Raw genomic sequence first — 18,019 nt, forward strand, 5'->3', positions numbered from 1 at the left:
CCTGAGGCTCGATAAAAAAGGAAAAACGCGATCAGTTTTTCTTCTCCGTGAGGAAGTCACTCATCCGTTGCGCCGAGTTGGCCCAGGTGAAAATCTCACCGTTGGCGCTCTGTCGTTCTTCGACCGACACGTGAGGCATTTCCAGCAATGCCTTTTCGATTTCGCCCAGCACCGGATTGACCACTTCGCCTTGACCGTCGGCCGCCTCTTTCAGTTCGGGAATATCGGAGACGATGACCGGCGTACCCACGGCGCGCGCTTCGAGCACCGGCATACCGAACCCTTCATACAGCGACGGCATGACCAACACGTCGGCGAGGGCAAACACAGCGGGCATCAACTCGTCCGGCACGTAGCCGGGAAGCACGATGCCAAGCGAGGTGTGGTCCTCGATTTTTTGCGCGAGTTCTTTGTTCTGCCAGCCCTTGGCGCCGACCAAAACCAACTTGTGTTCTGCCAGCGCGCCGCTCTGTTTCAGCTTGACGAACGCTTCGACCAACATGCCGATGTTCTTGCGCGGCTCCAGCGTCGAGACGGCCAGCACGTAAGGCGGAACAATGCCCAAGGCTTGCAGCGCGGGGAGGGCGTGTTCGCGGTCGGCGGCGTTGATGGGGTGGAAGTCGGCCCGCACGCCCGGGTGAATCACCAGGTCAGCGGCGCGACCTACCCATTTCAACAAACGATCCGAAGTGCCCTGCGAGTTGGTGAAAATCGCATCGGCGCTGCGCACATCGCGGTCGAACCAGAGCATGTGCGACAGGCGCGTGGCCCACTCCATGGTCTTGGGCACCAGGCGGTGGTTGAGGTCGTGCACGGTCACCACCGTACGGCGTGCCACGTGGGTGCCGGGGTGAATGGTGCGCCCGGCCCAGAACACGTCGAGGTTGTCGCGGCGGGCCATTTGCGCGCCGCGCGTTTTCAACCACAGAAACGAAGGAAGCTTGCGCGCCAGCGGGTGGCTTTCCTGTCGAATCACCCAGCGCTCGGAAGGCACTGCCACCTTGTCCGCAGGAAGCCGGGTGTACACAAAAAACAGCGCGTTGGGCAGCAGGCGATCGAGCTCTTTGCAGAGATTGAACACATATTGACCGACACCGGACAGCGGTTTGCGCAACGCATCCCCGTCTATCCCTATTTTGCTCGCAGGTTGTGGCAGGTACGTCACTGCTGCGGTCGCCATGTAAATCTCCTTGTATTCCCACACACCGACCGACATCACATGCCGGCCAGTACTGCTTACCGATACCGAAAATAAGACCCGTGCTTGTGACGCAGGCCTTGCGTAGACCGCCAGCTAAACGCAGCGCAAAGGAGCCCCGATGCATGTCGATACGCAACGGGCTGACGCGTGGTTTTTTGTTGTTATACGCGCGCGCTGGTTACTGCTTTAAGTCCAGAACGTGCAGAGGATTGAGCTTGCCGGTGATCAGATCGCTGAAGGCGCGAAAGTTCCCACGTAGACGGCCCGGGAAGTCTTTTATGCGAACCATGAACAGGGTTTTCGCAATGTTTGCGAGCAGGTTCTTGGACATGAGTTTGGCAGCGGTACGCCAGGTCATGGTGCCCTTGCGAGCGAGGAAAATCGGGTTGGCGATTTGCGAGTAACCAAAGCGCACGCCGCTGGTACGGCCAGAGCTGACGCCCAGGTGCACACCGCGGCAGCTTGGCTCCAACACCACGCGACCGTACTGGCGGGTGCGGCTGGAGTAGTCGAAGTCTTCCTGCCAGCCGTACATGGGCAGGTTTTCATCGAAGCGCAGAGTCGTGGCCACGGTGCCCAGGTAGGCCATGTTGCAGCCGTACAGGCCGCTGAGGTCTTTCTGTTTCGAGGAGCTCGACCAGTGATTTTCAGCCGGCTTCTGGCCGCTGATGTAGGCGGCGGCATCGGCTTCGGATACACCGAATTCGCTGTTCACGCCGTCGGCCAATACGTTGCCGGTAACGCCCATGATCTGGCGATCCAGCAGCATGGCTTTGCCAGCGCTTTCCAGCCAGTTAGGCGCTGGGCGGAAGTCGTCGTCGTAGAAGGTGACGAACCATTCACTGCCAGGTAGATCGGCTACCAGGGGCGCGAGTGCATCGAGCCCGGCGTTGCGTTGAATCGTGAGGCCAGCGCGCGACAGCAAAATGCTGCCTTGGCCGCTGGTGACCAGGGGATGAGCTTCCAATCCTTCAACGTCTTTAGCTTCACTGCCCACTAACACCACATGCGCTGGTTTCTCGGTCTGACGCTCGAGGTAGTCGAGCAGAACGTAAGTCTCTTTGGCGCGCCCTTTCGTGGCGATTACGACGAATGCCTTCATTGGAAAATCCATCATTTTTTAACGTTGAAGATACGAGCCAGAATGCCCATTTTCCAGCAGTAGTAAGTCAGGCTGATCAGCACAATCGACTCACCTACGAGACGGGCCACAGCCATGCCCATCCCCCCAAAATGCATACCGAGCGGCACCGCGATCAACAGGCTGATCGCCGCACCGGCCAGCACCACTTTTGCCAACACGCTTTCCTTGTGCTGCGGGATCAGCACATAGCTGGCGAGTACCAGATTGCAGCCACTGATGGGGAAGAGCACAGCCATCAGTTGCAGCACCGGCACGCTGTTTTCAAAACCAGGACCGAAGATGATCGGCACCACCCACGGACCCAGTAACAGGCTGCATCCCAGACCGGCCATGCCGATGCCGAGAATCAGCAGAAACGCTTTTCGAATTAGCGCGTGAGCGCCGTTGACGTCCTTGACGAACAGGGCGGTGATCTTCGGCACGAAGATCTGCCCGGCCGGGCCCATCACGCTCAAGCCCACGGCAATCAGCCGCTCGGCCGCGCCGAACGAGCCGACCTCGGCCGAGGTGGACAAAATACTCAGCAAGTACGTCGACGACGCCACTAGCAGCGCTGAGGTGCCGGTGTACAAGAACACCGTGCTCGACTGGCGAATCAGCTGCACGCCTTGCTTGATCCCAAAGGTGGCGCCGGTCATTTCCTTGCGCACTTGCCAGTAGGCAAAGCCCGAGGCCACAACCCCGGAGCAGAGCAGCGAGAGCAGCACCAAGCCGCTGTCGTCTTCGTCGCGCACCAAGGCGAAAATCAATACCAGGCTGACCGCGAACCCGAGCACTTCCAGTTTCACCGCTGCCCGTGGACGATGGCTGCCGACGAAATACCAGCCCAGGTTGAACGCCGACACGATGCCCAGGGTGACGGCTGCTGCACCCGCAATCGGATGCGCTGCCAGTACCGGCGAAAGCATGATTGCAGCGGCGCCGCCAAGAATCGCGGCGACCGTGAGCAGCAGGCGGGCGCTGAGGTGATGGCCCATCAACACGCCGAAGCGGTCGGGCGTGGCCGTGGCCATTTCGCGCATGCCGATGGTGGCAAAACCCCACTCGACAAAACGCCAGGCAATGGTCATTAACGACATTGCCGCCAGCACCACGCCATAACCTTCCACGCCCAGCACGCGACCGTAGAACGGGATCAGCAACAGCAAGTAGAGGTAACGCAGGGTGTAAGCCAAATACACAAAGAAAAAATCAGCGCGGGACTTGTTAGCGCTCGCGTCCTTGGACTTCACCATCGTGGTAACTCACCCGCCTGAGGATTGCCGGTCAAAGGCCGCCACGGGCCTTGCCCAAATGCCGGGGTCGGCACGGGTTGTTTGCGCGAACCGAGCGCCACTGCCAAGGCCGTGGCATACAGAAATGCGTTGTAGTTGTTGAAGTCTGGCGTGGTGCCGATCAACAGACTCACGATGAATGTTGGGATGTAGGCATAACGCACACCGTTGAGAATCGACTGGCTGTTAACCGCCTCGGGGCCGGCCGGAATCTTGCGGCGCATGGATTGCCACACGAACGCGAAGTACAGGAAACCGCCAATCAAGCCGCTATTGCTGAACACCGCCGCGGCGAAGTTCGAGGTGCGGGTGGCGCCGATACCAACGCCGACGCCCCAGGTGTCCCACAGCGCTTGCCAGCCAACGGCGGTCCACATGCTGCGTTCTTCATAGGAGCTGGTCTTGGATTTGTTCAAGACCATTTCGTTGACCTTTTCCACGATCGGGTCGAGCAGGGCAGGGGCGAACAGCACGACCAGGCCCACCAGGATGATCGCACTCCACACCGTCCAGAATTCCACGCCCAAGCCTTTGCCCGGATTGCGTGAGCTTTTGCGTACCGTCCATTCCAGGGCGGCAGCGAGAAAGAACACCACCAGGCCGACATACGCCGCCGAGGAGGTCGACAGCCAGATCATGCCGATCAGGCCGATGATCAACATCGGCGCACCGGTCTCGCGCAGCCAGCGGTCGCGAATACCGTGGCGGAAGAAATAAATCAGACCCAGGAAGGTGATGCACAGGAAGCCATACGCCGACGCTTCAGGCATCAGCCCCACCACGCGTTTGCCGCCGAGAATTTCCACTTCGGTCATCAGGGCATAGGTGGCGGTACGAAACGGCGCCAGCACCGCGTCGAGCGGCACGAACTGGCTGGCGAAGTCGAGCAACCCGGTGAACAGCGCCAGGGCACCACCCAGGCAGATCGCCTTGAGCGCTTGCTGGCGAATGTTCGCGTCGCGCATCAAGCGGGTGAAGGCGAATACCGCAAATACCGAGATGGTCAGGTAGGCCATCTGCGAGAAGTTTTGCGTGGAAGGACGCAGCGGTTCGCCGAAGGTCGACAGCTCCAGGCGCACCGGAATGATGGTGACTTCGTTCATAAACAGGCGCGGCATAAACACCGTGACGAACAGCGCCACCACCCAATACAGAAACAGCAGCAATAGGCGTTTAGGCGTCAGCGCCGCGCTGACGAAAAATTCCACGCCCGGACGGCTGCACAGGGTGCGCGCCACAATCAGCAACACCACGATGGGCGTTGGCGTCAGGGTCAGGCCGCCGGTGAGGGCAGAGGGAATGACGGCAAAGGCGCCAAAAGAGAACGAGCCGAAAAAAAGGTACAGCAGAGCATGGGGCTTGCCGAACAGGCTGAGGAGTACGAAACCCCAGAATAAGGCGATTGGAATGGCTTCCATGGTTCGGATCGGTGCTCTGACAGTTAAGTGAAAGGGTGACGAATAAAAAGTGCGGCGGCCCAAAAAAAGCCCCGTGGCAAGCACGGGGCTGATCGGCTTAGTAAATGTTTTTCGACAACAGGGTGAACGGCGTTTTGATCAGGATTTTCACGTCCAGCCACAGCGACCATTGGTTGATGTAGTTGAGGTCCTGGTTAACCCGCTGCTGCATCTTGTCGATGGTCTCGGTTTCGCCACGGTGACCGGTGATCTGCGCCAGACCGGTGATGCCCGGTTTGATGCGGTGACGGGCCATGTACGCGCGAATCTTGTCGGTGTAGTAGATGTTGTGGGTAACGGCGTGTGGACGTGGCCCCACCAGCGCCATTTCACCAAACACCACGTTGAACAATTGCGGCAGTTCGTCCAGCGAGGTACGGCGAATGAAACGGCCAACCGGGGTAATGCGGTCGTCGTTGCGCGTGGCTTGTTTCACCACGGTCTCCGGTGCGTGAACCCGCATCGAGCGGAATTTCCACACCTTGATCACTTCACCGTTCCAGCCGTGGCGTTCCTGCTTGAACAGGATCGGGCCAGGGGAGGAGCGGCGCACCGCGATGGCGATACCAATCAAAACCGGGCTCAGCAGCAGCAGGGCGATGGCCGCGAGGGTGCGCTCCATGGCTTCCTTGGCGAACAGGGCCGCCGGGTGCGAGCTGATCGGGCTTTCGTTGAGGTAGATGGCCGGCATGTGTTCGATTTCGGAGATCGACTGGTTAAGCAACAACATCGAGCCGAAGTCGGGAATCCACACCACGTCCACGCTCATGTCGAGCAGGTCGATGTAGATGTTCTCGATGTGCTGCACTTCGCCCAGCGGCACGGCGATGTAAACGCGGCGGATGTTCTCGCGCTCGATCACATCACGCAGTTCGTTGAGGTTGCCCAGAATCGGCAGGTCGCAGTTGTCGTCGGCCTTGCTCTTTTCCGTAGCGATCATGCCAATCAACGGCACGCGGCTTGGGTGGCTGAGTTTTTCGGCGAGGTCTTTGGCCAGCGTACCGGTGCCGACGATGACCGAACGACGATCCTTGCGCAGTTTGCGCGAGTGCAGACGGGTGATCATGCGCAGTGGGATATAGCTGAGCACCTGGACAGTGAAGCCAAGAATCGCCCAGCTGAATACCACTTCACGCGAGTACACGCCGGTGGTCTGAGTAGCAAACGCGATGGTCATCAACGCGCCCAGCAACAAGCACCAGCCGGCCAGCAAACGGCCCATGCCCGACAGCAGGCGATGGCGTTTGTGGTAGACCTGCAAAGCGGCATAGCAGGGCACCGAGCCGAGAATGGTGAGAATGCCGAGAACCCGGTATTCACTCGGAATCGAGCCGAATTTCATCACCACCAAAGCGGTGAGAACCAGGTTGGCAAGGAACATGGCAGTGACCCATTGACCCCAAAAGGTCAGGCCACGACGATTCGCCATGAGGTTGCTGTGTTGGGAAGTCATTTATTGGTTACCTCCACGCGTGCAGTAGTTTCGGGCCCCGTTGCTATCGCCAACGCTCGTGCAGAGCGTTTGTTCCAGGCCGTTGGCCTGGGCGATGGCGAACAGGGAGTTCGCAGCTTGTTTCGTGCTATCCATGGCTTGGCGTGCAGAAGTGACAGCATCGACGCGTTGTTGGTGATTCAGCAGTGGCCACGCGCGTAGGCCAATGCTTGCAAGTTCCAACTGAACATCGGGCCGAGACGGGCCCCACTCGTTTGCTTGCTTGAGTGCCTGGGCGAATTCGTTGTCGACTTCCCCCAGGGCGTATTTGCTTTGGGCCAGGTGCGCCCAGGTGGTCGGCCAGGTCGGCCGTGCCCGCGCCGAGTGGCGATAGGCAGCAGCCGACAACAGGCGCGATTCGTGAGCGCTGTCGGCGCCAACGGGTTGATCGAAGGCGCGCCAGCTGTACACCTGGCCCAGTTGTTCGAGGTATGTGCCGCTGGCCACCGGGTACCAGGCATTGGCCAATTGCGCGGCGCGCAGGGTCTGCTGCCACTTGGCTTGAGCCGGGACCTGGCCGCTGGCTTGCCAGCGGTGCAGGGTGGTTTCGGTGCGGTAGCTGGCCAAACCGGCAACGGCCATTTGCGCCGCCGGCACCAAGGCCGCCAACGAACCCACCAGGCACACACCGGTCAGTGCGCGATACAGCGGCGACTGCGGCTTGGGCGGCTGGCGGTTGCCACGGCGCTCGGTGCGAGGCGGCTGTTGCGGCGATGGCTGTTGTAGCGGTGTATCGGTCATGCGGCACTCGCGGCGGCAAAATGGCTTCGGGCAATACGCCACGGGTTGTCGTCTACCAACAGGCGCGCGGCTGATTCGCCGATTAACTCAGCGGCGTGTTCAAGGCCGGGGCGCAGGTCTGGTGGACGGTGTTTCATGTTGTGCGCATCGCTGGCGAGTACGGTGACCTGGCCTTCCAGAAGGAAGCGTTCGGCCAATTCCTGAGCCGGACTACCGAAGTAACCGGCGACTGCCCCAGCGGTGACCTGCAACAGACAGCCTTGGGCCAGAAAGGGTTCGATTCGTTTGTGATTACCAGCGCCCATTAATTCTTTGTTGCGTTCTGGGTGAGCAATCAGCGGTTGAATATTGTTCTTCAGCATCCAGCCGGTGAGCTTTTCAGCCTGGCGCGGAATTTCGCTGTGGGGGAATTCAAGCAGCAGCACCTGACGCCCATTCCACTCGCCAAGGAAGGGCAGTTGGCCCTTCATGGCCAGGGTCAGAAGGTCTGAGTCAAAACGTGCTTCGGCCGCTGCACTCACTTGCAATGGAATACCGGCACGGGCCAACGCCTGGGCGAATTGCGACACCGCACCGCGAATGCTGGCTTTGGTGTTGTGGTAGCGACCCGGATGCAGGTGCGGCGTGCAAACCATGTGGGTGGTTCCGCAGGCGACCGCATGCGCAGCCATTTCCAATGCCTGGTCCATGGTTTCGGCACCGTCATCGATGCCAGGTAATAAATGTGAGTGCAGGTCGATCATGTTGCCTCCGGGCGTAGCTCACGCAGGTCGTGACCCCATTTACAACGGTCACCACCAGGCAGAGAACGGCGGATTTAAAGGGGTGGAACGGTAATCCATGACCGGCGTCGGGCGCCGGTTCGGATTAATGACGAGTGGCCAACAGGGCGCCACTCAAACAGCCGCAGGAGCGCTGCAGGGCAGCGCTGAGGCTTTCGGCGTTTCGCCGTAGTTTTCGTAATAGCTGGCATAGCTGTAGCCGTATTTCGAGGTCTTGCTCAGGTCCACTTGGTTCAGCACCACACCGGTCACCGGCGCGTTGTTTTGTAGCAACTGGCCCATGCCTTTTTGCACCATCGGAATCGAGGTGTGCTCGGCGCGAACCACATAGATCAACGCGTCGCAGGTAGTGGCCAACAGCTTCGAGTCACTCACCGCCATGGTCGGTGGCGAGTCGATGATGATGCGCTGGTAGCGGGTTTTCAGCAGTTCCAGAATGTTGGTCAGACGTGCCGACGACAGCAGCTCTTGCGGATTCGGCGGCACCATGCCGGCAGGCATCATGTCGACGTTGCCCACGGTGCGAATGCATTCATCGAGCTTGGCGGTACCGGCAATCAGGTTGGCCAGGCCCGGTGTGCCGACCGGGAAGTCGAAGTTGCGGGCCATGGTTGGGCGGCGCAAGTCGGCGTCGATCAGCAGCACTTTTTCGATGTGAGCAACCGAGAACGCGAGGTTGCTGGCAATCGAGCTCTTGCCCTCGCCCGGTACGGAGGAGGTGACCAGTACGATTTTGCGCGGGCTGTCGAGGTCGGTAAGTACCAGGCTGGTCCGCAGCGTTCGTATCGACTCGCTGAAGGCCTTGTTCTCGTTCTGCTCGAACAGATGCGCGACCTGATGACGGTTCTTCTTCGGCACCAATGGCACCACACCCAGAACCGGCACGTTGAGTTTGCTTTCGACGTCTTCGGTGCTCTTGAAGCTGTTGTTCATGGCTTCGAACAGCAAGGTCAGACCGATGCCCAACACCGCCGCCAACACCGCTGCAATCGAAACGATCAACGGTTTGCGTGGCTTGCTGGCCTTGGTTGGCACGATGGCGCGGTCAACGATACGGGCGTTGGCCGAGTTCATGTCCGAGGTCGCCGCGGTTTCTTTCAAGCGGGTGAGGAAGGTTTCGTAGAGCGAACGGTTGGTGTCCACTTCACGTTGCAGTTCACGCAGCTTGAACTCCTTGCGGGAGATGTCCTGAATCTGTGCCTTGTTGTTGTTGAACGAGGAGCGCAGCGAGTTCTCGTTGGCCTGGGCCAGTTGGTAGTTGCGCTCGATACCGGCGACCACCAATTGCACCTGCGCTTGCAGGCTGGCAGTGGCGGCAGACAACTCGGAGCGGGCACCGACCATGGCTGGGTGCTTGTCGCCATAACGGCGCGACATTTCCTCAACCTTGGCTTGCGCGCGGGCCACGTCGGCTTTGAATTGCTGAATCAGCGGGTGGCCGAGAACGGCAGGCACGCTGGCCAGACGTTCCAGGTCGCCGGTGGTGCTCATTTTCTGCACCTGACGGTACTGACTTTCGGCCTCGGCGCGAGCGCGGCGGGCATCAATCATGCGGTTGCCGGTCATCGACAGCTCGTTGGCGCTGATGGTGGCCACACCGTCTACGTCAACCAGCCCTTCTTGTTCGCGGTACGCCTGCAGTTTGTCCTCAGCGGTTTTCAACTTGCTGCGCAGTTCTTCCAGGCGCGAGTTCATCCAGTTGGTGGTGGCCAGCGAGGTTTCCAGGCTGGCGTCCAATTGGCTGTCGATAAAGCCTTCGGCCACGGCGTTGGCAATTTTTGCCGCCAGCTCCGGGTTCGGCAGTTCAACACCAATGGCCATCAACTTGCTCTTGCCGAGCAGGGCGGGTTCGATTTCGTCGCGCAGGCGCTGGGTGACGATGTCGAACACTTGCTCTTCAGTCGGGCCGGCGTTCGGATCTTCTTCGGGCAGCAAGCCCGGAATCAGTTCGCCAACGCCGAGCTTGGCCAGAATGGCGCGCGGGGCAAAAGCCGATTCGGCGTGCTGACGCGGGTCGAACATCGGCTCGTCAGTCAGGTTCAGCTTGCGCACCACACGCTCGGCCAAGCCGCGCGATTGCAGGAGCGCCAACTGGGTTTGCAGGTATTCGCTGCCGCTGTCCGAGGGGTCGAGAATTTGCTGGAACGACAACACCGGCGCGTGCTTGTCCTCGATCAGCAGGATCGAGTTGGCGCGGTATTGAGGCGTCAGGTTGAGCACCGCGACCACAGCCAACATGGTGACGATGACAATCAAGGCGAGGATGTTCCACTTGCCCTGCCAGAGGGTTTCGCCGAGTTTTTTCAGGTCGATGACATCTTCGTCTTCGTGGTGATTACGAAACGGCAAGACGCGCTCTGGGGTGATGCGCTGCAGATCATTCATCAGAAAAAACCTTGCTCGATGGTGATGGTGTCGCCAGGAAGAATGGCGGTTTCGAGGGTGGCTTTTTCGCCCTGACGTGTTTCACCGGTGCCGCGCACGATAGTCACGCGCTTGGTCGAAGCGCGCTCCGTCAGGCCGCCGGCAAGGGCAATGGCACGTTGCAGGGTGAGGCCCGGCTGATACGGATAACCGCCAGGCTTTTGCACTTCGCCGCTGATGTAGAACTCACGGTACGTCACGACTGCGACGGTCACCCGTGGGTCTTTCAGATAGCCTTCTTTGAGTTTGTTGGCGATCAGGTCTTCGATCTGGTTAGGCGTCTTGCCGCGTGCGTCGATCTGGCCTACGAACGGGTAGGTGAACGTGCCCGCATCGTTCAGACGGATTTCTTCAAAACTCAGGTCCGGCTCGCCGTAAACCTGAATGCGCACAACGTCACCCGAGGCGAGCTGGTATTGCCCGCCACTTGTTTCGGCTACGGCCAGTTGGCAGAAGACCAGGGTAATCAGCGAGAGAAAAAAGTCTGCGAATCATAGATAGGCTCAAGGTGGTATGGCTCAAAGGCTGCCGGTCAGGCTGACCATGTACACGTTGCGTTTGAAGCTTTGTTCAGCCGCGTCGGAATCGTTGTCGCGGTGGCTATAGCCAACGCCGATATCCAGCCAGCGGCGCATCTTGTAGTTGAGGTTGAAACCGATCACTTGCAGGTCATCGGAGCGGTCCTGACCTTCGTAGTCTTTGGTGCCGAACTCGTACTGCACAGTGGAGGTGATGCGCTCGGTCCAACCATGCGCCCAGGCCAGCGAGGTGCTGGTGTTCTTGATGGCGTCGGAACCGTCGTCACCTTCGTCGAAGGCGCGGCGAGTGGTCAGGCTGAAGGTGGAGTAAGTACGCGGGCTCCAGTCGACGCCGATTTCCCACATAGGGCTGGTCAGGTCGTCGCGGCTGCTGTCATCGAAGTTTTTCTTCTCATAACCCACACGCATCTTGCCGGTGGTTTTCGCCGTGGCTTCCCAGACCCCACCGACCAGTACGGCGTCGTTGGTGCTGTTGCGCGGGCTGTTCTTTTGCACGTAGTCGTAGTCGTAGTGGCGATATTCAACCAACGAGTTGGTCGAGCCGCCGAGGCGGTGGTACCACACGGTGTTGAACGCCGTGGTGTCGCGCTCTTCATCGGCGTTGATGTCGCCGCTGTTGTCGTAACGCAGCTCTTCGTAGTTGGCACCGAAGTCGAGGCGGTTATCGGCGGTTTTGGCGCCGAAGGTGTACAGGCCTCCAACATGCGTGGAGTGGTACTTGTCGTTTTCATCGGCGACGGCGGTGTCACCGGTTTCCTCGATTTTGTCGTACCCGGCTTCCAGCTTCAGGCGATGGCTGGAAGTGAACTCCATGATGCTTTCGAGCAGCACCTTGTGGTCGGTGTTACTGGCATCGGAGGCGTCGTGGTAAATGTCGCTGTCGGCTTCGTAGGTCAGGCGGTACGCGCTGTTGCGGTCTTCAGCCAGCAACTCGAAAGCCGGTTTGATAGTGGTGATCCACGACGATTCTTCGTGATGTTCGAGCTCGCGGAAGTTGTCGTCGTAGCTTTCTTTCATCGTCAGGGTCGGGGTGAACTGCAGGCCGAATACGTCGACACTCTGCGGTTCCAATGCCCAAGCCGAGGCGGGAATTACGGTCGGGGCTGCAAGCGTAATGGCGAGCCGACGGATCGATTTCATGCGAAGTCCTTGCTTGTTCATGCCTGCGGCAGGGCGCGCGTCAGGGGTAAGCGGGTGAGCTGTGCCGCTTCGCTTAGTGCGCGGCGATAGCAAATGGTTTCATCAACATTTGCTCAGCTCGGACTTGCGGTTTTCGCTGTGCTGCCGGTGCCTGCGTTGCCGCCGCTTGGCGCGCCTGTTGCGCCGTCATTGGCGCTGGAATTGGTGTCGTCGGCGGCGATCAAAACTGCGGACGAGCGCACAGTTTCGGCGGCGTTCGCAACGCCAGCAGTCAGGGCGAGCAACAGAAGGGCACAGGCAGAAATGGCACGCATGAAGTAGTCCTTTGTAACGGGCTGGCAAAGGTCGCCAGCGGGATGAAAGTGATCGTTTTTCCACGCTACCGCCCCAAGGTTGCACGTATGGTCCTTGATAACGCGGCTAGCTGATGTGATTAAAACTGCTCGAGCACTACGGGTGGCCGGCCACATCGATGGCCGGTTCAGCTGGAGCATTTAGTACGACGGTTATTGCCGGCCTCTCTACGCGCTCTTGATATGACTCAAGGGCACGCGAACGAGGCTGTTCACGACTCAACAACTGCAACAGGATCATCACGCGTTCCGTGCCATCCATCGCCAGGAAGACTCCTTCCAGCGTGCTCAATGGCCCTTGGATGATTTGCAACTTGTCGCCCGGCTGGAACAGCTGGCTGGGCATTTCCCCCGAACAGCGCGCACGCAAATGCTCAATGACCTGATCGGTCACCGAGGCGGGGCCGTGGTTGAAATTAACGATGCGACTGACTCCGCGCGTGGAGCGCAGCGCAGACCAGTTGTCCTCATGGCTCAACTGGATGAATAGGTAGCCGGGGAACAGTGACTCAAGCACATCCTGGCGCTTGCCACGCAGCACGCGTTGGGTCACCCACTGCGGCCGGAAGGTCACGTAATTCTGCCGAAGCAAATTCTCCTCAGCGCGACTGTCTTGGCGCGCCTTGCATTGCAAGAGGTACCAGGCCGGCTGGGTGGTGCTAAGTCTTTCCATAGACCGTTCACTCCACTTCGCGAGATCAAGCTGGCTGATAAAACTGGAGTCGTGTGTGGAATCACCACGCACTCGAACCAGGCCCTAATTCACACGAAGCACGAAATATGCCATCACACTACGTTCATGGTATCGACACTATGTGTCGCTTTCATGGCGCTCCGGGTTAGCGGAGATTTCTAGCTGATTTCCTTAGGTTTATTTTCTCTCAAAAGTTCAGAAAATATTTACCCTCGGCTAGCGGGGCGCGGAGCATAAGCCGTCTGCACCGACGGTAGCAACCTGCCATCTCGCTGTCTTAAGTCCCTTACACCTCGCGGAATTCGCCATTTTCCGCGTCGGAAATGTCCCTCTGAGCCCGTGCCGCGTCAGCGTTAGACTCGACTTTCGTTGGATTGATTTTTTCGTCTTTGTTCCCGGCATATGACAGCCGGTCGTCCGATCAACGGTCGATTTATGACGGCGAAGTCACCGCTCCAGCCCGCGCGGGCTCAGCCCCCGCTTGAATTCCTGCACCCTTGCTGTGCAGTAAAAGGGTCGGCTGCTACTAAACGATGACAAGACGGACGGTTTGCGACGGCTGGCACGTTTTTAGGCGGCATATCGGCCGGGCGAGGCGTTGATTACGCCGAATTAAGTGCTGGGCGCGGCGCAGGTTGCTGTAGTGCTGTTTGCTCAGCAACAGGGAAGTGCCGTTCTTAAGGCGTTGCGGAGCATTCGCTGGGCGCAACCACACGCCCACTTTTAGCCCGAGCGAGCGCTCGGTTTATTCCAGCCCGGGCGCGAGTAAGCCATTCGCCAGCGCGCTATAGCGAAAGGCTTACAAGAAGCGGTTCCGATATCGCCTTTTATGTATGTAGGAGATTTCTTAATCTAACCGCGTCACTGAAGCGCAGGGAGTGCTTCAGGATCAGGGACGATCGACCATTGCCAAGGTGGCTGCCGACAGGATGTTGGGATGGTCTGAGAAAAACCCGCTTCGGCGGGTTTTTTGTTGTCTGCGATTTACCGGGGCTGAAAAAGCATCGAGGCTAAAGCCTCTCCCACAGGTAATCAGCTCTCCTACAGGTGATGAGTTTTTTGTGGGAGAGGCTTCAGCCTCGAGCTTTTGATCTTGGCATTGGCCAGGTCGAGAGCAGTTCAACAGCATCGAGGCTGAAGCCTCTCCTACAGGTGATGAGTTTTTGTGGGACGTGAGCGCTGCGGGCTCAACTCCAACGCCGCTGCAACGTGCACCGGGGCATCTCGTTAAACAACCCCCGATACGCTTCGGAAAAGCGCCCCAAATGCCAGAACGACCAACGCATCGCTACCTCTGCCACGGTGGTTTCTTCCGGCGCGGCGCGGGCCAGGTCGCGGTGGGCGGCGTTCAGTCGGCGCAGGCGCAGCCAGGCGCTGGGGGTAATGCCGGTGAACTGGGTGAACGAATGCTGTAACTGGCGCACGGTCACGCCGGCTGCGGTCGCCAGTTCCAGCACGTTGAAATTGTCTTCCGGGTAGGCGCTGGCCAGCTCGAATACCTTGCCGACGATGCGCCGGTCTTCGGCTAGGCGCCGTTGCCGCGATTGGTCGAGCGAGCGCGACGAGCAGTCGAGTACGAATAAACAGTCGTCCACCAACTGCCGCGACAAGTTGGCGTCCAGACTGGCGCCCGGCGTGGCGGAAAGTTTGTTCAGCACGTAGCTCAACCATGAACTGAACACCTGGCTCTGCTGCGATTTCAGCGGCGTCAGCAGCAGGCCGTCGAGGCTGTTGGGGCAGGGCGGTTGGCCCATCAGGTCGAGGTCGATTACCACCGCCACTTCGCGGTAGTTCTCGGGGGTGATCCAGGTGTTCTGGGTTTCGCTGTTGAGCAGGTACAGGGCGCCGTCGGCCATGTCGAAGCTGAACACCAGGGCGTTGTCGGGCGCATGAAAATGCTGCTCGACGCGGGTGTTCATCCGTTCTTCGTAGGCTTCCACGCCGTTGCATTGGGCATGCACGATGCGGCCGTGGAAACGCCCCGCCGACATCTGCGCGTAGTGCTGGTGCCAGCCGTCGATGGCCGTCCTTTGCTGGTCGACGTCCAGAGTTTGCAAGACCTTGATCGCCATCGCGAATCACGTTTTCAGATTGTTATGCGCCCGATTATGGCCGGGCTTGCCGAGGCGTTGGTTTAGTCGTTGGCGGAGCTTAGGTGTGCCGTTTCGCGACTAAACGCCACATGCGCCAAAAAGTGGCAGCCACCGTTGCGCAAACTGGATAGATGCCCCGCGAACGCCCCGCGCAGAATCGGCGCCTTCAAGCACAACTCCCCTGAGGGTTTATGAAAGGCGATCTGCAACAGCTGAAAACTTGGCTGAATAACAATAAAGTCACCGAAGTCGAGTGCCTGGTCTCCGACCTTTCCGGCATCGCCCGCGGCAAGATTTCCCCCACCAACAAGTTTCTCGCTGAGCAGGGCATGCGCCTGCCAGAGAGTGTGCTGTTGCAGACAGTGACCGGCGACTTCGTCGACGACGACGTCTACTACGACCTGCTCGACCCCGCCGACATCGACATGCATTGCCGCCCCGACGAAAACGCCGTGTTCCTGGTGCCATGGGCGCTGGAGCCGACCGCTCAGGTGATTCACGACACCTACGACAAGATGGGCAACCCCATCGACCTGTCGCCGCGCAACATCCTCAAGAAGGTGTTGGCGCTGTACACCGCGAAAAACTGGAAGCCCATCGTTGCGCCGGAAATGGAGTTCTACCTCACCGAGCGCAGCCCCGACCCGGACTATCCGTTGAAGCCGCCAGTAGGCCGTTCCGGTCGCCAGGAAACCGGCCGCCAGAGCTATTCCATCGAAGCCACCAACGAGTTCGATCCTCTGTTCGAAGACATGTACGACTGGTGCGAAGCCCAGGGCCTGGACCTCGATACCCTGATTCACGAGGAAGGCACCGCGCAGATGGAAATCAACTTCCGTCACGGTGACGCGCTGCATCTGGCGGACCAGATTTTCGTGTTCAAACGCACCATGCGCGAAGCGGCACTGCGCCATAACGTGGCCGCCACCTTCATGGCCAAACCGATGACTGGCGAGCCGGGCAGCGCCATGCATTTGCACCAGAGCGTGGTCGACCTGACCACCGGCAAAAGTGTGTTCGCCAACGACGACGGCAGCATGAGCGCGCTGTTCCTCGGCCACATCGGCGGCTTGCAAAAGTACATCCCCGACACGCTGCCGCTGTTCGCACCAAACGTGAACTCGTTCCGCCGCTTCCTGCCCGACACCTCGGCGCCAGTGAACGTGGAGTGGGGCGCAGACAACCGCACCGTGGGCCTGCGTGTACCGGAATCTGATCCGCAAAACATGCGCGTGGAAAACCGTTTGCCAGGCGCTGACGCCAACCCGTACCTGGCCCTGGCCGCCAGCTTGCTGTGCGGTTATGTCGGCATGGTCGAAGGTCTGAACCCGAGCGAGCCGGTGGTCGGTCGCGGTTATGAGCGCCGCAACCTGCGCTTGCCGCTGACGCTGGAACAAGCCCTGGAATGCATGGAGCAATCGACCGTGGTTAAGGAGTACCTGGGCCAGCGTTTCCCGGCTGCGTACGTGGCAGTGAAGCGTGCTGAACACGAAAACTACAAACGCGTCATCAGCTCGTGGGAGCGCGAGTTCTTGTTGCTGAGCGTGTAAAAACAAAAACCTGAAAGGGACACACCCTAGAGGAAGGCGAATGAGCAAGTCACTGATCAAAACAGTGTTGGCGAGCAGCGTATTGCTGCTCAGCGGCGGCGTATCTGCCGGCGGCGTGGTGAACGTTTACAACTGGACCGACTACATCGGCGAAACCACCTTGAAAGACTTCAAGGCCGAGACCGGCATCAACCCGGTGTACGACGTGTTCGACTCCAACGAAACCCTGGAGGGCAAGCTGCTGGCCGGGCGCACCGGTTACGACATCGTCGTGCCGAGCAACCACTTCCTTAGCCGTCAGATCCGCGCTGGCGTGTTCCAGCCGTTGGACAAAAGTCTGCTGCCGAACTGGAAAAACCTCAGCCCCGCCTTGCTCGAACGCCTGCAAGAAAACGATCCCGGCAATCAATACGCCGTGCCCTACCTGTGGGGCACCAACGGCATCGCCTTTAACGTCAAGAAAGTAAAAGAGGCGCTGGGCGTCGACACTATCGATTCCTGGGCCGTGCTGTTCGAGCCGGAGAACATCAAAAAGCTGCAAGCCTGTGGCGTGTCGTTGATGGACTCGCCAGACGAGGTTTACCCCTCGGTGCTCAACTACATGGGCAAAGACCCACGCAGCAAAAACCTTGAAGACTATAAGGAAGCGCAGAAAAAGCTCGACGCCATTCGCCCGTACATCACCTATTTCCATTCCTCGAAATACGTGGCGGACCTGGCCAACGGCAATATCTGCGTGGCCTTCGCCTATTCGGGCGACGCCTTCCAGGCCATGAGCCGCGCCAAGGAAGCCGGCAACGGCATCGACATCGCCTACGTGGTGCCCAAAGAGGGCGCCAACCTGTGGTTCGACATGTTGGCCATTCCCGCCGACGCGAAAAACATCGCCGAGGCGCACGCCTACATTAACTACCTGCTCAAGCCGGACGTGATCAGCAAAGTCAGCGACTTTGTCGGCTACGCCAACGCCAACCAGGCGGCCGACGCGGTGATGGACCCGGAAATTCGCAACAACCCGTCCATCTACCCGTCGGACGAGGTCTTGAAAAAGCTCTACGTATCGTCCGAATGGACCACCGCCGTCATGCGCTGGACCACCCGTGCGTGGAACAAATACAAGTCCGCCCGCTAATAG

15 protein-coding genes are annotated in these 18,019 nt (G+C 59.3%); 2 read left to right on the forward strand and 13 right to left on the reverse strand.

Annotation, left to right across the window (positions count from 1 at the left end; translation table 11 throughout):
* Positions 1–31: 31 nt before the first annotated feature.
* The 13 genes from ACZZZP_RS05165 to ACZZZP_RS05225 form a co-directional block, all read right to left on the reverse strand.
* Positions 32–1,180 carry a glycosyltransferase family 4 protein gene (locus ACZZZP_RS05165; protein ID WP_163016499.1) on the reverse strand — a complete coding sequence of 383 codons (1,149 nt, stop codon included), beginning with the start codon at positions 1,178–1,180 and terminating at the stop codon, positions 32–34.
* Positions 1,181–1,379: 199 nt separating this feature from the next.
* Positions 1,380–2,303, reverse strand: coding sequence for a glycosyltransferase family 2 protein (locus ACZZZP_RS05170; RefSeq protein ID WP_122492593.1), 924 nt, complete (start codon positions 2,301–2,303; stop codon positions 1,380–1,382).
* A gap of 11 nt (positions 2,304–2,314) precedes the next feature.
* Positions 2,315–3,580, reverse strand: a complete 1,266-nt coding sequence (locus ACZZZP_RS05175; protein WP_463382019.1) for an oligosaccharide flippase family protein — start codon at positions 3,578–3,580, stop codon at positions 2,315–2,317.
* Positions 3,574–5,037 (reverse strand): hypothetical protein, encoded by a 1,464-nt coding sequence (locus ACZZZP_RS05180; RefSeq protein ID WP_463536327.1) that lies wholly within the window; start codon positions 5,035–5,037, stop codon positions 3,574–3,576. The genes ACZZZP_RS05175 and ACZZZP_RS05180 overlap by 7 nt, the downstream gene beginning before the upstream one ends.
* Positions 5,038–5,134: 97 nt before the next feature.
* Positions 5,135–6,529: an undecaprenyl-phosphate glucose phosphotransferase gene (locus tag ACZZZP_RS05185; protein ID WP_122492590.1), complete on the reverse strand. Its 1,395-nt coding sequence runs from the start codon at positions 6,527–6,529 to the stop codon at positions 5,135–5,137.
* The gene (locus tag ACZZZP_RS05190) at positions 6,530–7,309 is read right to left on the reverse strand and encodes a hypothetical protein (protein WP_463382021.1); all 780 of its coding nucleotides are present in this window, start codon (positions 7,307–7,309) and stop codon (positions 6,530–6,532) included.
* Positions 7,306–8,052, reverse strand: coding sequence for a tyrosine-protein phosphatase (locus ACZZZP_RS05195; RefSeq protein ID WP_463382022.1), 747 nt, complete (start codon positions 8,050–8,052; stop codon positions 7,306–7,308). The genes ACZZZP_RS05190 and ACZZZP_RS05195 overlap by 4 nt, the downstream gene beginning before the upstream one ends.
* A 153-nt stretch (positions 8,053–8,205) precedes the next feature.
* Positions 8,206–10,476 (reverse strand): GumC family protein, encoded by a 2,271-nt coding sequence (locus tag ACZZZP_RS05200; RefSeq protein ID WP_463536328.1) that lies wholly within the window; start codon positions 10,474–10,476, stop codon positions 8,206–8,208.
* On the reverse strand, positions 10,476–10,907 hold the full coding sequence (locus tag ACZZZP_RS05205) for a polysaccharide biosynthesis/export family protein (RefSeq protein WP_463536329.1): 432 nt from the start codon (positions 10,905–10,907) through the stop codon (positions 10,476–10,478). Before ACZZZP_RS05205 ends, ACZZZP_RS05200 begins: the two co-directional genes overlap by 1 nt.
* Before the next feature lie 126 nt (positions 10,908–11,033).
* Positions 11,034–12,194 carry an outer membrane beta-barrel protein gene (locus tag ACZZZP_RS05210; protein WP_463382024.1) on the reverse strand — a complete coding sequence of 387 codons (1,161 nt, stop codon included), beginning with the start codon at positions 12,192–12,194 and terminating at the stop codon, positions 11,034–11,036.
* 113 nt (positions 12,195–12,307) lie between these two features.
* Entirely contained in the window at positions 12,308–12,508 is a 201-nt protein-coding gene (locus ACZZZP_RS05215; protein ID WP_463382025.1) for a hypothetical protein, read from the reverse strand.
* 136 nt (positions 12,509–12,644) lie between these two features.
* The gene (gene rfaH, locus ACZZZP_RS05220; RefSeq protein WP_463536330.1) at positions 12,645–13,220 is read right to left on the reverse strand and encodes a transcription/translation regulatory transformer protein RfaH; all 576 of its coding nucleotides are present in this window, start codon (positions 13,218–13,220) and stop codon (positions 12,645–12,647) included.
* A 1,208-nt stretch (positions 13,221–14,428) separates the two neighbouring features.
* Positions 14,429–15,313 (reverse strand): helix-turn-helix domain-containing protein, encoded by an 885-nt coding sequence (locus tag ACZZZP_RS05225; protein ID WP_463382026.1) that lies wholly within the window; start codon positions 15,311–15,313, stop codon positions 14,429–14,431.
* 212 nt (positions 15,314–15,525) lie between these two features.
* Between ACZZZP_RS05225 and ACZZZP_RS05230 the strand changes: the two genes are divergently transcribed.
* Both ACZZZP_RS05230 and ACZZZP_RS05235 read left to right on the forward strand, forming a co-directional pair.
* Entirely contained in the window at positions 15,526–16,884 is a 1,359-nt protein-coding gene (locus ACZZZP_RS05230) for a glutamine synthetase family protein (RefSeq protein ID WP_463382027.1), read from the forward strand.
* Between the two features lie 40 nt (positions 16,885–16,924).
* Positions 16,925–18,016 (forward strand): polyamine ABC transporter substrate-binding protein, encoded by a 1,092-nt coding sequence (locus ACZZZP_RS05235; protein WP_463382028.1) that lies wholly within the window; start codon positions 16,925–16,927, stop codon positions 18,014–18,016.
* Positions 18,017–18,019 lie beyond the last annotated feature (3 nt).

The sequence above is a fragment of the Pseudomonas sp. AC211 genome (assembly GCF_979258055.1).

What these genes read in the sequence shown, in the direction of transcription:
- ACZZZP_RS05170 (WP_122492593.1), bottom strand. Translation starts at nt 2,303, where the DNA reads ATGAAGGCATTCGTCGTAATCGCCACGAAAGGGCGCGCCAAAGAGACT.
- ACZZZP_RS05195 (WP_463382022.1), bottom strand. Translation starts at nt 8,052, where the DNA reads ATGATCGACCTGCACTCACATTTATTACCTGGCATCGATGACGGTGCC.
- ACZZZP_RS05185 (WP_122492590.1), bottom strand. Translation starts at nt 6,529, where the DNA reads ATGACTTCCCAACACAGCAACCTCATGGCGAATCGTCGTGGCCTGACC.
- ACZZZP_RS05225 (WP_463382026.1), bottom strand. Translation starts at nt 15,313, where the DNA reads ATGGCGATCAAGGTCTTGCAAACTCTGGACGTCGACCAGCAAAGGACG.
- ACZZZP_RS05165 (WP_163016499.1), bottom strand. Translation starts at nt 1,180, where the DNA reads ATGGCGACCGCAGCAGTGACGTACCTGCCACAACCTGCGAGCAAAATA.
- ACZZZP_RS05180 (WP_463536327.1), bottom strand. Translation starts at nt 5,037, where the DNA reads ATGGAAGCCATTCCAATCGCCTTATTCTGGGGTTTCGTACTCCTCAGC.
- ACZZZP_RS05175 (WP_463382019.1), bottom strand. Translation starts at nt 3,580, where the DNA reads ATGGTGAAGTCCAAGGACGCGAGCGCTAACAAGTCCCGCGCTGATTTT.
- ACZZZP_RS05200 (WP_463536328.1), bottom strand. Translation starts at nt 10,476, where the DNA reads ATGAATGATCTGCAGCGCATCACCCCAGAGCGCGTCTTGCCGTTTCGT.
- ACZZZP_RS05190 (WP_463382021.1), bottom strand. Translation starts at nt 7,309, where the DNA reads ATGACCGATACACCGCTACAACAGCCATCGCCGCAACAGCCGCCTCGC.
- ACZZZP_RS05235 (WP_463382028.1), top strand. Translation starts at nt 16,925, where the DNA reads ATGAGCAAGTCACTGATCAAAACAGTGTTGGCGAGCAGCGTATTGCTG.
- ACZZZP_RS05210 (WP_463382024.1), bottom strand. Translation starts at nt 12,194, where the DNA reads ATGAAATCGATCCGTCGGCTCGCCATTACGCTTGCAGCCCCGACCGTA.
- ACZZZP_RS05230 (WP_463382027.1), top strand. Translation starts at nt 15,526, where the DNA reads ATGAAAGGCGATCTGCAACAGCTGAAAACTTGGCTGAATAACAATAAA.
- rfaH (WP_463536330.1), bottom strand. Translation starts at nt 13,220, where the DNA reads ATGGAAAGACTTAGCACCACCCAGCCGGCCTGGTACCTCTTGCAATGC.
- ACZZZP_RS05215 (WP_463382025.1), bottom strand. Translation starts at nt 12,508, where the DNA reads ATGCGTGCCATTTCTGCCTGTGCCCTTCTGTTGCTCGCCCTGACTGCT.